Consider the following 17,979-nt stretch of genomic DNA (forward strand, 5'->3'; position numbering starts at 1 on the left):
GCACATTTTATGATTAAATTTGAAGATAGGATTGGTAGCCTATGAAAAATTTACACAAAAGTCTGTAAAGGGTCGATCTTAACTAAATATATTGATTAATAATTTTTAATTCTCTAAACCTTACGGCTATAAATCCTCTAATAGAGATAAAAACTTAGTAATTATCTCTATAAACTACAATCTTATCCACTTATTACAAGTACCTGAATCTATACTAAGCTAATACTTTTTAAGTTGAGAAATAATATTTAATTTATTATTCTGATCGATCTGAACAGTTATAGCTCCATTTGCATATGTATCAAAAACTTCCTGTTTTAAATTATTAATCTGGTACAACTCTTCTACTTTATTTGAGATGTAAATAATATAATCAAGCTCATTATTAATAAAGCTTGGATATAGCTCTGTTGGTGTAATTATAATATTTGGTGAAACTACTCTATTATATAGATTGAAAACTTTTTCTTGAGACTTTAGACTTGCATTATCAAATAATAGAAATTCTTTATCTAAGTAGCTTATATCAACTAAGCAAGTATTTTGATTTGATAAAAACTTAATACGTAAATTGCCAAATGATAGATTATTCTTATAACTACATTTTATTACGTATGGACTACTATCATTATCTATATTTGAAATAATTCTTTCTACATCGATAGTCTGTTTAATCCCCTCTAAATTCAATTTCTTTTGATTATCCACAACGATTAAATAATCAACCTTATCAATACCTTCAAGCTTTAGATAGTTCTCTAAAATATTAGATAAGATATATTTATTGCTTAAATTTTTGACTGATGTATATAAAAGATTTTGACCCTTATTTTGAATTAAAACCATCTGATCTCGAGTATCAAAAACATGTAGTTGAAAATATTTATACTTCTTTGATAAGTCTGTAGATGACTGGAAGAAAACTAAGCACATTACTAATCCTAGTAATCTAACTGATTTAGAAAAAGGAAAAATCAATAAAATAATACCAATAATCACAATTACAAGACTAGCTAATGAAAAATAGCTCCAATATTCTATAAGCTGAATATGCTTAGTTAAAAACTCTAAATATATGTATAGAAGCTTTAAAAAAAGTATTGGTATAAACCAAAGCTTCAAACCTATAAAAGAAATAACCAAACAAAATAATAATAATGGTAATATTACAAAGCTTACTAAAGGAATAGCAACAATATTTGCTAAAATCGAAACTAGAGAAAAACTGCTAAAATAATATACAGAGATAGGGATTAAAAATATTGTTAGATAAACTTGTGGTAATAAAAAAAGAGCTAATCTTGATTTATATTGTTGCAGCAATATTGAAATAAGAATTAGTATACTTACCGCAGAAAAGCTAAGCCATAAGCTAGTACTATAGATAGATTTAAAATCTAACAACATGATGATCACAAATGCAATAAAAAGAGATTGAGTAATCGACACTCTCTTTTTAAGAAGCCATAATACGACAACTATTAGTAGCATAATAACGGCTCGTTGAGTAGGTAGGCTAAATCCAGCAAGTAAGCTATAGCTAAAAGCTACAATAATGGAACAAATAGTACCTACATACTGTGCTGGTAACTTACGGCACAATTTTGGAGAAAAAGACCATATCCCTCTAAAAATCAAAAATGCTATAAATGCCAGTAAGCCTATATGTAAGCCAGAAATCACCATAAGGTGAGAAGTTCCTGAATTAACTAATAAGGTCTGCTCAGATTTAGTGAAATCTTTATCACCAATCAGTAAAGCTAATACAAAAGGCTTCAGCTTACTCTCTTTTAACTGACTCTGTAAATGACTATAAATATAATATCTAAACCTTTTTGGTAAAGATAAAATAGCTGTACCGTTATATGTGATTTTAGAACCACTTTTAACATTCCCTACACCAACGATACTGTGATGCTCTAAGTATTTGTAATAATTAAAAGCATTAGTATTATCATACTCATGTGGCTTATAGATTTTTGCTAATAGTGTTAGCTTATTAGCTGGCATTAAATAGTGCCGATAGCTATTATTTGCCTTAAGTAGAATATCCCCATACTTATATGTATGAAAGACAAACTCTAGCATGTCATTATCTTGCTTTGGAATAGTAACAACCACACCAGATAGTGATATTTCTTGATTATATTTAAAGCTTTCAATATGCTCATATGAATAGCATAGAGTGATACTTGTAAGCGACAAAACAATCAAAAGCCATACTTGTCTTACAGTAATCATTAAATACAAAAATACATCTCAACTACATTGATAATAGCATTTAGCCTCTTCTAAAAGAAAACTATTGTACTTAATTTTATAAAACTATAATTACTAATCAAAAAAACTTCTAAAATTAATAATGGAAAAGCTGAGCAAGTACGCTTTGTAAAAATATCTGGATACAAAATAGAACTATTAGAACAATAATTGGTGAAAAATCAAATCCCGATCTCGGTTTTATAATACTTCTAGCTCTTGCTAATAATGGCTCTGTGATTTGAAATATGACAATTAATATAGGATTCATACCACCTTGTATAAACCAGCTAGCTATAGCTCTTATAACTATCAAATAAACATACATATTTATGATAGCAAAGATTATATCCACAACAGGCTTTATAAATATAAATGTTAAATTAAAGCCTAAGCCATTTAATAAACCTAAAAGTAAATCCTGTATCACAAAAACTAGATATACTGCTACAATACAAGACCAGTCCAAACTTAAAAAGCCTGGTACAAGCTTTCTAAGTGGTAAAATAATAGCATTAGTAATACGCATAATCATCTGACAAACAGGATTATAAAAATCTGCCTTCACCCACTGTAAGAAGAATCTAAATAATAAGATAAATGCATATAAGCCAAAAACTATACTAACTAAGAAATCAGCAACATTAATTAAACCATTTAACATTATTTTACCTATTTACTCTTTTTATATACTCTATACCTGCTACTACTGCCTCAACCTGAGCTAAGATACATTCTTCGGGATTAGTTTTTGGACTATCTGGATATACTTCTGTAGTTGTTGTATATTCAGCATTAGATAAAGACATACAAAGCTTTTCTTTATCTGAATTACAGGCCATAACACCATCTTTTATAGAATCATCACCAAGAATACTCATATCTGGATCTGTAGGTGCAATATGAGTAACCTTAGCTACTGCATCGATTATACTTTTCTGGAACTCATAGTGAGGCTTATTGCTATTTGCTACTAAATAGAAGCCATCAGGAATACCCCACTTATCTATAAATATACCCTCACGAGCAGCTAACGCTGGTCTAAACTCACTATCATCTGTATCTGTAGTCTCATGCAAATCTATATGCATTATAAAATCATATTTTAAAGAATATACATACTTCATTGCAGCAACTGCTTCTTGACAACCACTATCTAAATAAAAAGATCTATTTGGATCAACCGCATTAGGATTCCAACGATTAATTGTTTCATAACCCCAAGGACTTATGCATGGCAGTATAACTATATTAAAATCTTTTGCAAACTCTAAAGCTCTAGTTTGAGCAAAACTAATTGCACCTTGAACTCCACTTGTCTCATATCCATGCACTCCACCAGTAACTAAAATAGATGGCTTAGAAGCATCCCAGCTTTTAGTTTTAAGAGCATAAAGTTTATAGCTACCTACCGAATATTCTAACTCATGGTATATTTCCACATCAAACTCTGTAGCTAAAGCTAATATTTTTATCTCAGCTTCTTCTTTATAAGATCTTTTTTTATCTTGCTCATTAAGCCACTGTTGCTTCTCTTGTGAACCCCATTTTTTACCAGGTGTGCCAATATGATAATTCTCAGACATACTTTTAACTTAGTTAATATAACATTAGCTAACAATTATATATATTTTTGGTCTAAAAGTCAGTGGGGGATTTATTTTAAAATTTTAGGAATTTGCATGGCTGGGCTAGCAGGATTCGAACCTGCGCATGACGGGATCAAAACCCGTTGCCTTACCGCTTGGCGATAGCCCAACTAAAAAACTAACCTCAAAAGTTAGTAGGCATAGTTTAATGTCTTAAGCACCCATTTGTCAAGAGGTTTATCAATTTTTCTTGCAAGTTGTTGTAGTTTGTCTTTATCTTGTGATAACAGATAAAAACATGACCCTGTTCCAGTCATTCTAAAATTAGAATCAAGGTCTTTAAGATACTGATTAAATTGAGGATATTTCGCAAAAAAAACATTTTCAAAATCATTATGCATAAGCTTTTTATCAAAGCCGAGATCTTTAGATAAATTAGTCGTTGTTTTAATCAAGTCTTTACTCTCAAAAAACTCTTTTGTACTTATATGAATATTAGGTTTGATAAGTAACACATACTGCTCTTCAAAATTTTTATGATACAGTTTATCACCTATTCCTTCTGCCCATGCTGATTTACCGTATAAGAATATTGGCACATCAGCCCCAAGTTTAGCAGCTATTTCCATCATATCTTGATTAGGTAAATTCGGAATATAAAAATCTCTCATTGCCATAAGAGTTGTTGCAGCATTAGAGCTTCCACCTCCAAGACCTGCGCCCATAGGTATTTGCTTTGATAATTCTATATCAACACCGATGTGACGAATACTAAAAGCCTTCTGGAACTCTTTTATAGCTTTATAGATCAAATTATCAGCTTTTGATGATATTTCTATATTGCTTGAGATCTTGATTTCAGATGAATCATTAAATCTAAATTTCAAATCATCTTTTAGATCTAGAAGTGTAAACCAAGTTTGTAGATTATGATAACCGTCATCTCTTTTATTCAATATATGTAAAAAAAGATTAATCTTTGCGAAACTCTTATATTCTTTATATCTTAGATCTGCCATGATTTTATAACTATTTTTATTATTAGATTATCTCTGTCCATTCTTATTCTTGATGGTAATGGATATTTAGAACTCACAAGCTGATAATTTTTATATGAGATATCCCAATTATTTTGCTGTAATGTTTCTGTAAGATTATTTTGATTTAACTTTGATTTATATTTGATATTAGGGATAGCTATACCTTTTACCCAATATTTCAAACCATCTACAGGTACATACCAGCCTAGTTGCTCTAGCATCAATGATTTAGCATCTTTGGCTTGTATTTTTTGTCCCTGGCTATTTTCTAATGTTACTTGGTTAGGATCGCCTGTAATCTTAACACTACCTATACCTAAAGGCCCATAAAGCTTGATACTAAATTTATCGCCATCTTGAGTATATATATAATTCGCAGATTCAGCTTTATCATTATAAATAATTCCTAAAACCCCTCTGATCTGCCAATTATTTAGTTTAAGAAGTTGATCTTTTACTTTATCTTGCTCAAAAGTATTTTTTGAAGATATTGGAACTATTTTTGTTTGCATAGTAGTACAAGATACTATTACACTTGCAAATAAAGAAACCAGTAAGAATTTAGATATCTGCTTTATACCTATTTTTAACTTTGACATAATGTTTTGCATTTTCTTGTATAATTTTTCTCTCTTGATCACTTATTGGTCTAACCTTCTTCACTGGAGATCCTAAATACATATAACCAGATTCAAGAACTTTACCAGGAGGAACTAAGCTACCTGCACCTAAAAAAACCCAAGGCTCAATAACTGCACTATCTAAAACTATAGAACCCATACCTATTAAACAATTATTTTTAATTTCACAACCATGTAATATAACACCATGACCTACTGTTACATCATCACCAATAGTTAATGGGCAACCTTCACCTGAGTCTTTAGGATATTCTGTAGTATGTAATGTACTACAATCTTGGATATTAGTACCCTTACCAATACTAATAGTCAATAAATCACCTCTAACACTAACTTGAGGCCAAATAGAAGCATCATCTTTAAGTATAACATCACCAATCACAGCAGCTGATTCATCAACATATGCAGATTCAGCGACATTTGGATCCTTACCATTAAAACTTCTTATACATCTAGACATAACTGATCCTTATTTCTTTTATTAGAGTTATCTCTTAGTGAGATCAAACTATAACTATCTGATTTGATTTTCTTATTTTTTACAAATGGCTGTGCATAACCATTATTATCAATAATAAATAATGCTATTGCACCTAAGTTATCAGCAAAAAAATTATCTAGTGTATAGTTTTGTGTAATATTGGTACTTCTAATACTAGCTCCTTGGTTCAACTTATCTATCAAAAGATTAAAATCCACACCTTCATCAAAAAGTAGTGTCGCAAGATTTGTCTCTATAGCTCCAATACCTTTATAACTTTCTTTCTGAGATGCTCGTAAAACATAAGTATTCTTTGAACCAAACTCATGCTTATATTTAACAGCTGATACTGCATTTACATATTCACTAGTTGACAAGCCAAGCATTGACCCGATACCAACTAAATTAATACTCCAATCTGCATGAATTGAAACTGGACTTCCATAATATGTATTTAAACCAAGCTGGCGACATTTTTGAACATTTGCCCAAGATGAGTCTGTGATAATAACTTCAATATCATTCTTAACAAAAATCTCTGCTAACTCACGAGCAAATCTATTTCCACCAATAATTAAAAAACCCTTACCCTCAGGCTCTGTAACTCCTAAAGCCTTTGATATTATAGGAGTAAAAATACTCTGAAAGATAACTGTAAATATAATTATCATAAATACAAAAAATACTAAAATATCTGCTTGGGATGTTAGCTGTGAATTTGAATGACTAATCTTAACTGCTACTAATGCAGCCACAGAAGCAGCTACAATACCACGAGGGTAAATCATCCCCATAACGATCTTTTCGGCAAAGCTTATCTTTGATCCAATCGAACATAATAATACTACAGCAGGTCGTAAAACAAACTGTAAAAATAGGAATATCTCTATTAATGCTAACCAATAGTCTTTGAATAAACTAAAATCAATATCTGAACCTAATACAATAAACAACACCGAAATAATAACTATACTGAGGTTTTCTTTAAATGACACGATATCAGACATTCGAATATCCTTCATATTTGCCATTACAAGACCTGCCACAGTAACCATTAAAAGTCCCGCGCCATGCATTAAAGAATCTGTAATTATAAATCCTACGACTATAACAGCTAAAACAAAGAAACTTTTTAAATACTCTGGAATATAATGCCTTCTAAAGCTTACGCCAATTAAATAACCAAAAACAAAACCTGCAGTCACTCCAAGAATACAAACAAATATTATATATGCAATAAATACACTGACTCCATTAGGCTGTCCATAATATGAGCTACCTAAAACAAACCAAGAAAGCATAAATACAACTACAAGGGCTCCTATAGGATCAACGATTATAGCTTCCCATTTTAGGATATTTGCAACATGTCTTTTAGGTCTTACTGTTCGCATTAATGGTGGTACTACAGTCGGCCCGCTAACACAAGTTATACCCCCTATTAATAGAGATAGCTGAAGGTTTAATCCTAATACACTATGGCAGAAAATAGCTGTAAATATTACTGTCAGTGCTAAACCAATAGTGATAAGTAAAATTACAATACTACTAATATTTTTTATTTTACTAAAATTTAATGAAAGGCTCCCTTCAAATAAAATTATAGCTACACATATCGACACAAAAGGAGACAATGCCTCACCAAAGATAACTGGCCCATCAACAAGTTTAAAACCTCCTTGAAACAACTGAGCTGATACAGGCCCTAAAATAATTCCACTTAAGATCAGAAATAGGATTGACGGTAGTTTTAATTTCCAAGATAAAAACTGAGATACAAGAGCAGAAAACAATATCAAACCGGAAGCTAACATAACATAGTTAGATGAGTGTAAGAATGTTTCTATACTATTACTCAAAGTCAACTCCCAAAAGAGATAATGCCTTAATATGAATGTAAAATATTATCGTATATTCATTTTTTTATCAATCTATAAGGCTAGTTGCCTTTTATATTCTATATATACACTGATAAATCCAACGTTAGTGTATTCATATGTTGATTATTATATAAGCGTTGATAAGAGTACTCTGGCCCTAATAATATATTATTATCAAAATATGCTCTCTGTGCTGAGACTATCCACTGATTTTTTATACCTGAACTAGCAAGTCCAAAACTTGGTGATGCTATTGATAATGGCATTGGTATATTTCCAGCATTATATGATTGACCATAGCTAAAGTTAACGTTTGTATTTCGTCCATAAAGCTTAATCCCATAAGCTAAACTAATATACCAAGCCCCTGCATTAACATCAGTCCCATTATCATTGAAGTCTTCTTTATTTACTGTCGTAGCCCAGCCGCTTTGAAACTGTAAAGTACCTTCTAGTACTGAATACGCCAATGTTCCATCAATATTTATTACGCCAAGATTATCACTACTTTTTCCGACACTATGAAGGAAGTCTCGAATACTACTATCTCCGGCTCCTGCAATATTAAATATATATCCAAAATTAAAACCATATGATAAGTTCATGGTCAATTTATTGGCATAAAATATAGCTGTAGAAAAGTCAGCATGATTATTTTGTGTACCAAAAACTGCTATATTAGCATTTATTGTATTAGTCTTATAATTAAATGATACATCCGATACTGAATCTGGAGCTAAGAAATCAGCTGTAATACCGTTGCTCCAAGGGCCTCCTCCTCCATATGTTCCAAATGATAATCGTCTATGGCGCCCAATTGTCATAAAAAAAGGTGACGTATCTAAATTACCTATAATAACAAAACCATTTCTAAGTCCAAAATTACTATCTTCATCAGTAACAAAATCAAATACTGCTGTTACATAGTGTCCTACATTGGCAAGAAAATATAGATCTAATGTAGTCAAATACATATTTTGACCAGAGGCTGGGAAATTAGATGCTCCTGCTATCCTATTTATTTGGCTACCGAACCATGTCTGAGCATCTGCTTCAAGGTATCCTCCAAAGAACATCGAATATTCACCAAATTTATCTCTTTGGCCAATTATAGTTGAAGAAAACAGGTTTCTTGATATCTGGCCAATAGGTATTGTATTATTCCCAGAATATGATCCCAAATAAGTTATTTGCCCTTGAGTTGTAATAGCTGGCTCTCCACCAACATCAATCACTTCATTTGAAACAAATACTCCTTGATTTTCTTTATCTCGTCTTAGAATTTGATCAAAACTATCAATACTACTGACTCTTGTTACTATATAATTATCACCTTTAACATAATGAATAGATGTTGTCATTGGAGTACTCACAGCATTCACTACTTGTGAATTATAAGTTGAAAACTCCTGATCTGAAGCTCTGGACATCAAACTCTGAGGCTCATTAAGCTTATCTATTTGCTTTTTTAATGAAGCAACCTCTTGTTGTAATATCAATATTTTATTTCTACGAGATTGTTTCTCATTAGATTTATGATTAGAAGAATCTTCTTTAGCAAAGAGAAAAATAGGTATCAGGAGAATTATTAGAAATTTATAAATAAATCCCATAACAACCTCTATAAGTTATTTTCCTTGGAATTCATTATATTGCTAATATTATTTTGTTAATAAATTTTATACAGCAAGTTATTTTATTTCCTTTTCTATAACTGCTATAAACAGTAGCAGACTATTAGGTTAATTTTTACACTTTTCTCCATTATCTCACGTATTAAAAATAAATAATTTTATATAAAGACATGTTTTATTACTTTTTTTTATTACTATTATAATAACTATTCATTTTACTTATGAATACAAAAGAATGATAATTAAAATGTCTCAATAAGATAAGAGGTGAAAAAATTATATATGGATCTTCTTAATACAAATGGAGAATAAAAGTTTAATGTAATATAGCATTATAAATAAATCAATAAGGATAGATATGTTATGGAAAAAATATTAATAATTTTAATAATGTTAACTTTACCTTTCGCCTACGCAACTGCTATTACACACACTGGACATGCAACGCATATAACATTTATAACTAAACAAAGTAGTAAATCAAGGTATGATAAGACAAGAAGTTTGGAAGATAGAGCCTCCTCTATTATGAATTAGTTTAATCCACCTCAATCGGATAACTATTTCATGTTTAGTATTTATATGTATAAAGCATTATTTAATAAACCTATACGCTGTATACCATACAAATTAAGTTATTTTTAAGATAACCAAAAATAGTCTCAATGATAGATCTTTTAGCTAATATAGATTTTTTAAAAACTCGTAGGAAGTTTTTTCATATTTTTTAAATTCTGTATAATAAAAACTAAATCTACATTTTCTTGATGTATTCAGCAGCATTATCATCTAATGAAATAATTCCTGTATTTGCATCATAATAGATAAGCTCAGCATAACGAGCCCAATCAATAAATGTATCAAATACTCTCTCAGCAACATCTACTGGATAGTAATCATCAAGCTCTGCTAAAAACCTACTTCTTGGTGCAGATTGATTCTCTCTTTCATTTAAAACCTTAACAACATGACGTGCTAGAGGTATGTATTTCAAGAATAACCTACCAAAAATGAATTTTCTATCATCAATATTTGAATCAATAAACTTACGTCCCATCGCAGTCATTTTAATATCACCATCAGAAACTTCTGCAAAACGTAAAATAGAAAGGATCTCAATAATTGGGAATAAATCATCAATATCCAAATGTAACTCATCTGCAAGCTGAGGAAGATCTACAGCATCAACATTTTTAATTTCTGCCATTTCATCCAAAAGACCATTCATCTCAGAAATATCCACATCTGGAAGTCTATAACCAATCGTCATAGCTGTTTTCTTATTCATCCGTTCAGAAAGCTCTTTTGTCTGTGCTGTCGTCATCATACGATAAACTTCATCAACTAGGTTTGCAACGACGGGATCTTGTGAGCTTCTTGGATGAGAAATATCTATCTTTAACTCACCTCGAATAAAACCTGGATTACTTCCAAATATTATGATTCTATCTGCTGTTAAAACAGCTTCTTCAATACTATGAGTCACATATAAGATACCATTCATAGCATCATTATTTTCCCATAAATCTAACAAATCTTCTCTAAGGTTTTCCGCAGTAAGAATATCAAGAGCTGAAAAAGGTTCATCCATAAGTAAAACATCTGGCTCAAGAACTAAAGCTCTTGCAAAACCAACACGCTGTTTCATACCACCAGAGAGCTCCTTAGGATATGCATTTTCAAAACCATCAAGACCTACCATATCAATAGCTTTCAAAGCTCTATCTCTGCGCTCTTTAAGGTTTATCTTACGTGCTTCAAGACCTAATTCAACATTTTGTAAAACTGTCAGCCATGGCATAAGAGCAAAGCTTTGAAAAACCATTGAAATATCTGGTACTGGCGCAGATACTTTTTTGCCTCGATATAATACTTCACCATTTGATGGACTTAAAAGCCCCGCTATTATTCTCAAAAGCGTTGACTTACCAGAGCCTGATTTACCCAATAAGGCAACTATTTCACCTTCATGAAGAGTAAAGTTTATATTATCTAATACCTTAAGAGAGTGACCTCCTTTAATATTAAATTCTTTGTTAACATTTTCTACTGTAAATATCTTCTTACTCATTTTAAAAAATCTCCCTATGCCTACATATTCATACTAAAACGATTTTCTGCATAGTTATACAATCTGCGCCAAAATAGCTTATTTGATGCTACAACTAATATACACATTACAATCACACCTAAAAGAACGTTAGCTGTATGATCACCAGGCATATTTGTATACTTTGTAATATAATCGCCTATACCTGAAGCTTGAATTACAGAGTCTTTACCCCAGTTTATATATTCACTAATGATACTAGCATTCCAGGAACCTCCTGCTGCTGTAATTGCTCCAGTAACATAATAAGGCATAACTGCTGGTATTAAGAACTTCTTAAGTTTAGCTAGACCTTTTAACTGCATATTTGTAGCAGCAAACTTTAACTCTTCTGGTATCGCAGATGCTCCTGCAATAACGTTAAATAAAATATACCACTGAGTTCCAAGAGCCATCAAAAGAATACACCAGATATCAAAGTGTAAGTTAAACATTACAACTAGCGTACCAAATATCCCATATAAAACGTTCACTGGGAAAGCTGCTGCCATTTGTGCATAAGGCTGAACTTTTTGAGCAATCTTAGGCCTTAAACCAATCCAAATACCTATTGGAACCCATATTAAAGATGTAATAAGTATCAAAACAGCCACTCTCACACCTGTAAATAAACCATACATAAAAACTTTTAGAGTTTCTTCTATACCTATATTAGGATTTTTTGCATAAATAGTTTGGTACATTGAGAATAATAAAAGCAAAATAACAATTGTAATAACTACATTCCAGAAGACTCTTTTAAAGGCACTTTCTGTTTTTTCTGCCTTACGATGGATCTTTTGATTATATGCTTTATTAAGATCCTTCTTAAATAATTTAATATTGACTACTTTATTAGAGATCTTAGCTAGCACAGATGTAAAAAACTTTACAGCTAGAGATTTCTGTAAAATATTTAAGAACCATGATTTACTATGAGCTTCTGAAGGATTATCACCTATCACAAACTTCTCAGACCAAGCAACTAAAGGTCTAAATAAAAGCTGATCATATAGTACAATTGTTATTAACATAGTAACTATAGCAGCTCCAACAGCTCCAAAACTTTGGGCGTTATTAGCAGCATCAATAAAAGATCCTATACCCGATAAGTTTATAGGTATAGATTGTGAAGCACTGAAATTAACCATTATAGTTTCAGATGCAACTATCATAAACCAGCTTGCTGACATCGACATCATAGTATTCCAAACTAAACCTGGCATCGAAAATGGCACTTCAACTTTCCAAAATTTTTGCCAAGGTGAAAGCTGATACATCTCAGCTGCTTCATTTAACTCTTTAGGAACTGTTTTTAGCGACTGATAAAAACTCAGTATCATATTCCATGCTTGCGCTGTTATAATACCAAAAATTACAGCTGCCTGTGCTCCCCATAAGGAAGTTGGAAATAGTGCTAAAAAACCAGTTACTGTTATAGCGAAAAAACCCAATACTGGTATGGATTGTAAAATATCTACAACTGGTATAATTAAACTCTCAGCTCTCTTACTTTTTGCAGCCCATGTCCCAAAAATAAATGTAATAAGTAAAGAAATCCCTAAGCCAATAAACATCCTAATAGTTGTTTCTGCTGTATAATACGGCAACATCCATAGGTTTAATGAAATTTCTGAGTATTTTTCTACACTTGCTTGATTAGTATAGTCAACCGAACCACCAAGGTTAGAGGTTGACCATACAAAGATACATAAGACTAAAAGTATTATTGATAAAGCTAAAATATCCCATTTTGAACGAGATACTTTTGCTGACATATTTGCATTATATAACCTTTTCATATGTCAAAACCTTTTGTTTTTTACATAACGCTTTAAGTATAAGTGATTTATATTTGTTTTTGTATTATTAATTTCCTTATATTTTTGTTAAAATCTAGGCACTATAAGATTTTTTACATCAGAAAAATGAAAAAAGAACAAAGAATTATTAAAGTCAAACCTGGTGAAAGAGTATCTTGTCCAACTAAGTATCATGAGAACTGGAACTTACATCCAAGAGTATATATTGATCTTGAGGATAAAAAGACAAATACTTGTCCATACTGCGGTACGACTTTTAAAGTTGAAAAATAAAACCTCAATTTCAAAATAAAAAGTAACTAAAGTCTGCTGTTACTCCAATATATAAACTTAATCTTTAGTGTTAAAATTCAGTATTAAAACTTTCATTTTCAATAACGAAAAATGCATTCAGATACTGATAAAATCATAAAAGAATTCTTTCAAAACTCATCTTATAACATGATAAATGTAGGCAACAAGCATCCTACTCATAGGCGAGCTCTAGCTACGGGTAAAATTCAAATGAGAGGTGAGATACTTGAGTTAGTTGCAGAAAGAAAATTAGAAAAAGGTGATGTACTACCATTAGCAGAAATTGCTGGAATTAATGGTGCAAAGTCTACCGCAACTCTTTTGCCATTATGCCACCCTCTAGCCATAGATCATGTAAGTGTCAAAACAGAAATAAACAAAGATCAAAGCTGTGTCGAAGTCTTTTGTTACGTTGGGACGCATGCAAAAACAGGTGTGGAAATGGAAGCTATTGCTGGAGTACAAGCAGCGCTGCTGTGTATATATGACTTATGTAAAATGTATGGTCAAGATATGCTGATTTCAGATATTAGGCTTTTATATAAAGAAGGTGGCAAAAACGATAAGATTTATAATGAAAAATATCTACCAGAATCAATAAGACAGATAATAGACACACCAAAACTCTTTGATAAAATATCTTGTACAAATATTACAATTAGTGATAGAGCATCTGCAAAAATATATGAGGACAAGTCAGGTAAAGTTCTCTCGAACATACTCGAAGATCAAGGTGCTATAGTACTAGCAAAAAGAGTTATTCCTGATGAAAGAGAACTTATAAAGAAAACGATTATTAATATAGTTGATCAAGAAAGTCCAAATTTAATAATTACCACAGGTGGAACTGGTGTCTCACCAAGAGATGTTACTCCAGAAGCTATTCAAGATATTTGTGAACGTCAAATACCTGGGGTTTCTGAGCTTTTACGAAAGGATGGAGAAAAATATACACACCTTTCATGGGCTAGTAGAACAATCGCCGGAGTATACAAAAAAACCTTAATCGTTGCACTTCCTGGAAATCCAAATGCTGTAAAAGAGGGACTAGACGCTCTAAAACATTTGTTACCACATCTTGTGAGAATAATAAATAATATTAAGTGAGTAAAATGATGCTAACACCATATATAAAAGCTAGAAATGAAATTTTAGAAATTGCCAAACAAGATAGTAGTCTTATAGAGAATGTAACGCTTTCTAAAGCTAACCATAAATTCTTAGCAAAGGATATTACTGCTAATGAAAACTTTCCTAGCTATGATAATTCAGCTATGGATGGTATCGCTGTTAAATTTGATATTACTAAAAATGCTACTAAAGATTCACCATGCTGGTTTGAAATTATCGATACAATAGCAGCCGGCGATAACACTCTAATTAATAACTCAAATGAAAACACTGCTGTCAAAATAATGACTGGAGCCCCTATACCAGAGGGGTTTGATGCGGTAATCCCTGTTGAAAATATCCAAGAAAAAGATAATAAAGCTGCGGTATTTTCACCTGTAAAGCAATATGCTAATATCCGTTTTGCTGGAGAAGATATAAAAACATCTCAACTACTACTAAAAAAAGGAACTCGCATTAATAGTCAAAAAATAATGGCGCTAGCTAGCTTAGGAGTTAACAATATAGAAGTATTTAAAAGTATTCCTTCTCTAATAATCTCAACAGGTAAAGAACTAGCTGAAAGCAATATTGATTCACGTTTTCAGGTTAGAGACTGTAATGCTCCTTTTTTGAAAGAAAGCTTAGAAACTGATTTTGGTATAGCTTCAGAACATATAAGACTAACCTCTGATAGTGATGAAGAGTTTATAGACATAATAAAATCCCAAATAGCTCAAGAAACTCCTCCTAAAATTATAATATCAACAGGAGCAGTTTCTGCAGGAGAATATGACTTTATCCCAAGGAGTTTAAAAGCAATTGGTGCAAATATTATTTGGCATAAAGTAGCTATTCGCCCAGGAAAGCCTACTTTATTTGCTATTTTACCTAATGGGAGCTACTATTTTGGCCTTCCAGGTAACCCAGGATCTGTAGCATCAGGATATAATTTTTTTGTACACCCCTTTATTTCATTGCTGTACTCTATAACTCCCAAAGAACCTACATATGCTATACTGGACAACGATATAAGACTACATAAACCTTTAAGCTTCTTTCTTAGAGGTACCCTATCAACAAATAGTTCAGGTGAGCTTATAGTAAGTACTCCTAAAGCTCAAGCATCCTTTATGGTAAGCCCAATGCTAACTTCAAACACCTGGATAAAATTAGATGGGGCTATAAAACAATTTAACAAAGGTGATATCGTTCAAGTATTTCCCTTTTAAGTAAAATGAATATCCGTACAGGAGAGTATATGAACTATACAGTAGAAGTTTGTGGACCTGCAAAAGAGTTTTTTGATACCACACAAATTACATTAAAAGCCAATCAAAAAATCAATTCAATAACACTTAAAGAATTATTATTACAAAACTTAAAATCTTTAGAACTTCTAGAAGAAGCAGATTCTTTATTTAATAGCTCAGTTATAGCTACAGAAGAACAATTCTTTGAAGCCTCCGAAATACTACCTGAAAATCAAAAGCTATTCATAATACCTCCTGTGTGTGGTGGGTAGAGAGATTTAACTTAGATAGGCAAATTATAGATTATGGAAAATAAAAATTCTTTTGCTCATATTACAGATAAAACAATAGCTATAAATGATGCTGAGCAAATACTAAAAAATGATGCGCATGGTGCTACTATTCACTTTATTGGAGTAGTTCGAAATCATAATGAAGGCAAAAAAGTCAAAGGTATTGACTATGATGTCTGTCGACCTCTAGCAAAAAATGTCTTAAATAAGATAATTCGTAAAACTAAAGAGAAATATCCTAAAGTTTGTATTTATATAGCTCACTATGAAGGATACCTAAATGTAGGTGAAATAAGCTTGTTAGTATCAACTAGTACTCCACATAGAGATGATTGTTATAAGGCTAATCGTTATATTGTCGAAGCGATAAAACATAGTTGCCCTGTTTGGAAACGTGAGCATTATATTGACGGTAAAATAGAATGGGTAAAAGGTTGCGTGGTCAAACATGAGCATATTAACTAACTGTGTTGGGATAGTTTTAGCAGGAGGACTCTCTTCTCGAATGGGAAAAGATAAATCATGCTTAGCTCTTAATGGTAAAACTTTTCTGCAAAGGTCCTATGAAACCTTATATTCAGCTTTAGGAAAGCATGTATATATTTCAGGGAATCATAAAAGATATAGGTGTTTAGTAGATAAATATCCTAAATCAGGTCCTGCAAGTGCAATTTTGGGCATAAGTAACCACCTTCTAGATAAAGGTTATGAGAAAGCTGTCATTGTTCCAGTTGATATGCCTTATATTGAAAAAAGCACTATTATAAAAGGATTTGAACATTTAGCTGAACTTGACACTAAGTCAGTTATTTTTAACAACTATTTTTTACCTTGTTGGCTAGATATTAAAAGTCTAAACCAAGTGAACACGACTATTAAATCATCTCAAAATATTTCAATGAAAAAACTATTGTTTGGCAATATGGAATGTATTTCTGTGCAAAGTAAAAATATTTCTGCTAAAACTTTTATTAATGTAAATACACCTGATGACTTTAGTATGTTAAGTGGAGAGAAAACAAATGAATTTAAAACTCTATAACAACTTAGTCCGCTTAAAACTAAATAATCAAGATAGTTTAAGGTTAAATAATGAAGGTGATTCTATCTCCGAAAAAATTATATTACCTAACACAAACCTGACAGTTACTCTAAAAATAGGTCAACAAAATGACTTCTATTATGAGAATAGTAATTTCATATTTAAGCTCAAATTAGAAGACCTTTTGAATATGAAACAAGATATAACAAAAGAAGGATATTCTTTTAACAAAAATGATTGCATCGTGAACATTGTTATAGATATTTTTGTAAAAAGGAAAAAGAAAAATGTTAACCGATTCATTTGATAGAAAATTTACATATCTAAGATTATCCTGAATTCAGAAGATAATTTCCTAAACTTAAATGAAATTAAAATACAAAGCCTTTCCAAGCCACATCTTGTCAAATTTTATTTAACAATAGTTAAGCTGATGCATCATTCTCTTTAAAAAAATTTAACTATACAATTTCTATTATGGGACTGTTGAAATCTGATATTAATTTTAAAATTGTTTAAAATATACTGAAAAGTAATATATGATTTTTTTA

Annotated in this window: 16 protein-coding genes and 1 tRNA gene; 6 read left to right on the top strand and 11 right to left on the bottom strand. The window is 31.2% G+C overall.

The window, feature by feature from the left end:
* Positions 1-219: 219 nt before the first annotated feature.
* The 11 genes from AB8E56_RS08620 to AB8E56_RS08670 all read right to left on the bottom strand — a co-directional run bounded on the left by AB8E56_RS08620 (position 220) and on the right by AB8E56_RS08670 (position 13,415).
* Positions 220-2,238: a ComEC/Rec2 family competence protein gene (locus AB8E56_RS08620; RefSeq protein ID WP_329480147.1), complete on the bottom strand. Its 2,019-nt coding sequence runs from the start codon at positions 2,236-2,238 to the stop codon at positions 220-222.
* Between the two features lie 118 nt (positions 2,239-2,356).
* Entirely contained in the window at positions 2,357-2,923 is a 567-nt protein-coding gene (locus AB8E56_RS08625) for a YggT family protein (RefSeq protein ID WP_329480117.1), read from the bottom strand.
* Between the two features lie 4 nt (positions 2,924-2,927).
* Positions 2,928-3,845: a M14 family metallocarboxypeptidase gene (locus tag AB8E56_RS08630; RefSeq protein ID WP_329480119.1), complete on the bottom strand. Its 918-nt coding sequence runs from the start codon at positions 3,843-3,845 to the stop codon at positions 2,928-2,930.
* A gap of 97 nt (positions 3,846-3,942) precedes the next feature.
* Positions 3,943-4,017: transfer RNA gene (locus AB8E56_RS08635), tRNA-Gln, on the bottom strand.
* A 22-nt stretch (positions 4,018-4,039) separates the two neighbouring features.
* The gene (ispE, locus tag AB8E56_RS08640) at positions 4,040-4,867 is read right to left on the bottom strand and encodes a 4-(cytidine 5'-diphospho)-2-C-methyl-D-erythritol kinase (protein WP_329480121.1); all 828 of its coding nucleotides are present in this window, start codon (positions 4,865-4,867) and stop codon (positions 4,040-4,042) included.
* Positions 4,855-5,499 (bottom strand): lipoprotein insertase outer membrane protein LolB, encoded by a 645-nt coding sequence (gene lolB, locus AB8E56_RS08645; RefSeq protein ID WP_329480123.1) that lies wholly within the window; start codon positions 5,497-5,499, stop codon positions 4,855-4,857. The genes ispE and lolB overlap by 13 nt, the downstream gene beginning before the upstream one ends.
* The gene (locus AB8E56_RS08650; protein WP_329480125.1) at positions 5,450-5,989 is read right to left on the bottom strand and encodes a gamma carbonic anhydrase family protein; all 540 of its coding nucleotides are present in this window, start codon (positions 5,987-5,989) and stop codon (positions 5,450-5,452) included. The genes lolB and AB8E56_RS08650 overlap by 50 nt, the downstream gene beginning before the upstream one ends.
* On the bottom strand, positions 5,974-7,869 hold the full coding sequence (locus AB8E56_RS08655; RefSeq protein ID WP_329480127.1) for a sodium:proton antiporter: 1,896 nt from the start codon (positions 7,867-7,869) through the stop codon (positions 5,974-5,976). Before AB8E56_RS08655 ends, AB8E56_RS08650 begins: the two co-directional genes overlap by 16 nt.
* A gap of 98 nt (positions 7,870-7,967) precedes the next feature.
* Complete coding sequence (locus AB8E56_RS08660) at positions 7,968-9,503, bottom strand: DUF3573 domain-containing protein (RefSeq protein WP_329480129.1); 1,536 nt, start codon at positions 9,501-9,503, stop codon at positions 7,968-7,970.
* A gap of 775 nt (positions 9,504-10,278) precedes the next feature.
* Positions 10,279-11,595 (bottom strand): nitrate/sulfonate/bicarbonate ABC transporter ATP-binding protein, encoded by a 1,317-nt coding sequence (locus AB8E56_RS08665; protein WP_329480131.1) that lies wholly within the window; start codon positions 11,593-11,595, stop codon positions 10,279-10,281.
* 20 nt (positions 11,596-11,615) lie between these two features.
* Positions 11,616-13,415, bottom strand: a complete 1,800-nt coding sequence (locus tag AB8E56_RS08670) for an ABC transporter permease subunit (RefSeq protein WP_329480133.1) — start codon at positions 13,413-13,415, stop codon at positions 11,616-11,618.
* Positions 13,416-13,541: 126 nt separating this feature from the next.
* Here AB8E56_RS08670 and AB8E56_RS08675 point away from each other — a divergent pair, with 126 nt between their 5' ends.
* The 6 genes from AB8E56_RS08675 (at position 13,542) to AB8E56_RS08700 (ending at position 17,428) form a co-directional block, all read left to right on the top strand.
* On the top strand, positions 13,542-13,709 hold the full coding sequence (locus AB8E56_RS08675; protein ID WP_329480135.1) for a zinc-finger domain-containing protein: 168 nt from the start codon (positions 13,542-13,544) through the stop codon (positions 13,707-13,709).
* Positions 13,710-13,820: 111 nt separating this feature from the next.
* The gene (moaCB, locus tag AB8E56_RS08680) at positions 13,821-14,837 is read left to right on the top strand and encodes a bifunctional molybdenum cofactor biosynthesis protein MoaC/MoaB (protein WP_329480137.1); all 1,017 of its coding nucleotides are present in this window, start codon (positions 13,821-13,823) and stop codon (positions 14,835-14,837) included.
* A gap of 5 nt (positions 14,838-14,842) precedes the next feature.
* A complete protein-coding gene (locus tag AB8E56_RS08685) occupies positions 14,843-16,072 on the top strand; it encodes a molybdopterin molybdotransferase MoeA (protein ID WP_329480139.1) in 1,230 nt (409 codons plus the stop codon).
* 5 nt (positions 16,073-16,077) lie between these two features.
* The gene (locus AB8E56_RS08690; RefSeq protein ID WP_329480141.1) at positions 16,078-16,365 is read left to right on the top strand and encodes a hypothetical protein; all 288 of its coding nucleotides are present in this window, start codon (positions 16,078-16,080) and stop codon (positions 16,363-16,365) included.
* 33 nt (positions 16,366-16,398) lie between these two features.
* On the top strand, positions 16,399-16,851 hold the full coding sequence (locus tag AB8E56_RS08695) for a molybdenum cofactor biosynthesis protein MoaE (RefSeq protein ID WP_329480143.1): 453 nt from the start codon (positions 16,399-16,401) through the stop codon (positions 16,849-16,851).
* Entirely contained in the window at positions 16,835-17,428 is a 594-nt protein-coding gene (locus AB8E56_RS08700) for a molybdenum cofactor guanylyltransferase (protein ID WP_329480145.1), read from the top strand. Before AB8E56_RS08695 ends, AB8E56_RS08700 begins: the two co-directional genes overlap by 17 nt.
* Positions 17,429-17,979: the final 551 nt, after the last annotated feature.

The sequence above is a fragment of the Francisella sp. 19X1-34 genome (assembly GCF_041102755.1).
GTDB lineage: Bacteria > Pseudomonadota > Gammaproteobacteria > Francisellales > Francisellaceae > Francisella.

Bases quoted from the DNA above. Each gene is read 5' to 3' on its own strand.
- AB8E56_RS08625 (WP_329480117.1), bottom strand. From the start codon at position 2,923: ATGTTAAATGGTTTAATTAATGTTGCTGATTTCTTAGTTAGTATAGTT.
- AB8E56_RS08630 (WP_329480119.1), bottom strand. From the start codon at position 3,845: ATGTCTGAGAATTATCATATTGGCACACCTGGTAAAAAATGGGGTTCA.
- ispE (WP_329480121.1), bottom strand. From the start codon at position 4,867: ATGGCAGATCTAAGATATAAAGAATATAAGAGTTTCGCAAAGATTAAT.
- lolB (WP_329480123.1), bottom strand. From the start codon at position 5,499: ATGCAAAACATTATGTCAAAGTTAAAAATAGGTATAAAGCAGATATCT.
- AB8E56_RS08650 (WP_329480125.1), bottom strand. From the start codon at position 5,989: ATGTCTAGATGTATAAGAAGTTTTAATGGTAAGGATCCAAATGTCGCT.
- AB8E56_RS08660 (WP_329480129.1), bottom strand. From the start codon at position 9,503: ATGGGATTTATTTATAAATTTCTAATAATTCTCCTGATACCTATTTTT.
- AB8E56_RS08665 (WP_329480131.1), bottom strand. From the start codon at position 11,595: ATGAGTAAGAAGATATTTACAGTAGAAAATGTTAACAAAGAATTTAAT.
- AB8E56_RS08670 (WP_329480133.1), bottom strand. From the start codon at position 13,415: ATGAAAAGGTTATATAATGCAAATATGTCAGCAAAAGTATCTCGTTCA.
- AB8E56_RS08675 (WP_329480135.1), top strand. From the start codon at position 13,542: ATGAAAAAAGAACAAAGAATTATTAAAGTCAAACCTGGTGAAAGAGTA.
- moaCB (WP_329480137.1), top strand. From the start codon at position 13,821: ATGCATTCAGATACTGATAAAATCATAAAAGAATTCTTTCAAAACTCA.
- AB8E56_RS08685 (WP_329480139.1), top strand. From the start codon at position 14,843: ATGATGCTAACACCATATATAAAAGCTAGAAATGAAATTTTAGAAATT.
- AB8E56_RS08690 (WP_329480141.1), top strand. From the start codon at position 16,078: ATGAATATCCGTACAGGAGAGTATATGAACTATACAGTAGAAGTTTGT.
- AB8E56_RS08695 (WP_329480143.1), top strand. From the start codon at position 16,399: ATGGAAAATAAAAATTCTTTTGCTCATATTACAGATAAAACAATAGCT.
- AB8E56_RS08700 (WP_329480145.1), top strand. From the start codon at position 16,835: ATGAGCATATTAACTAACTGTGTTGGGATAGTTTTAGCAGGAGGACTC.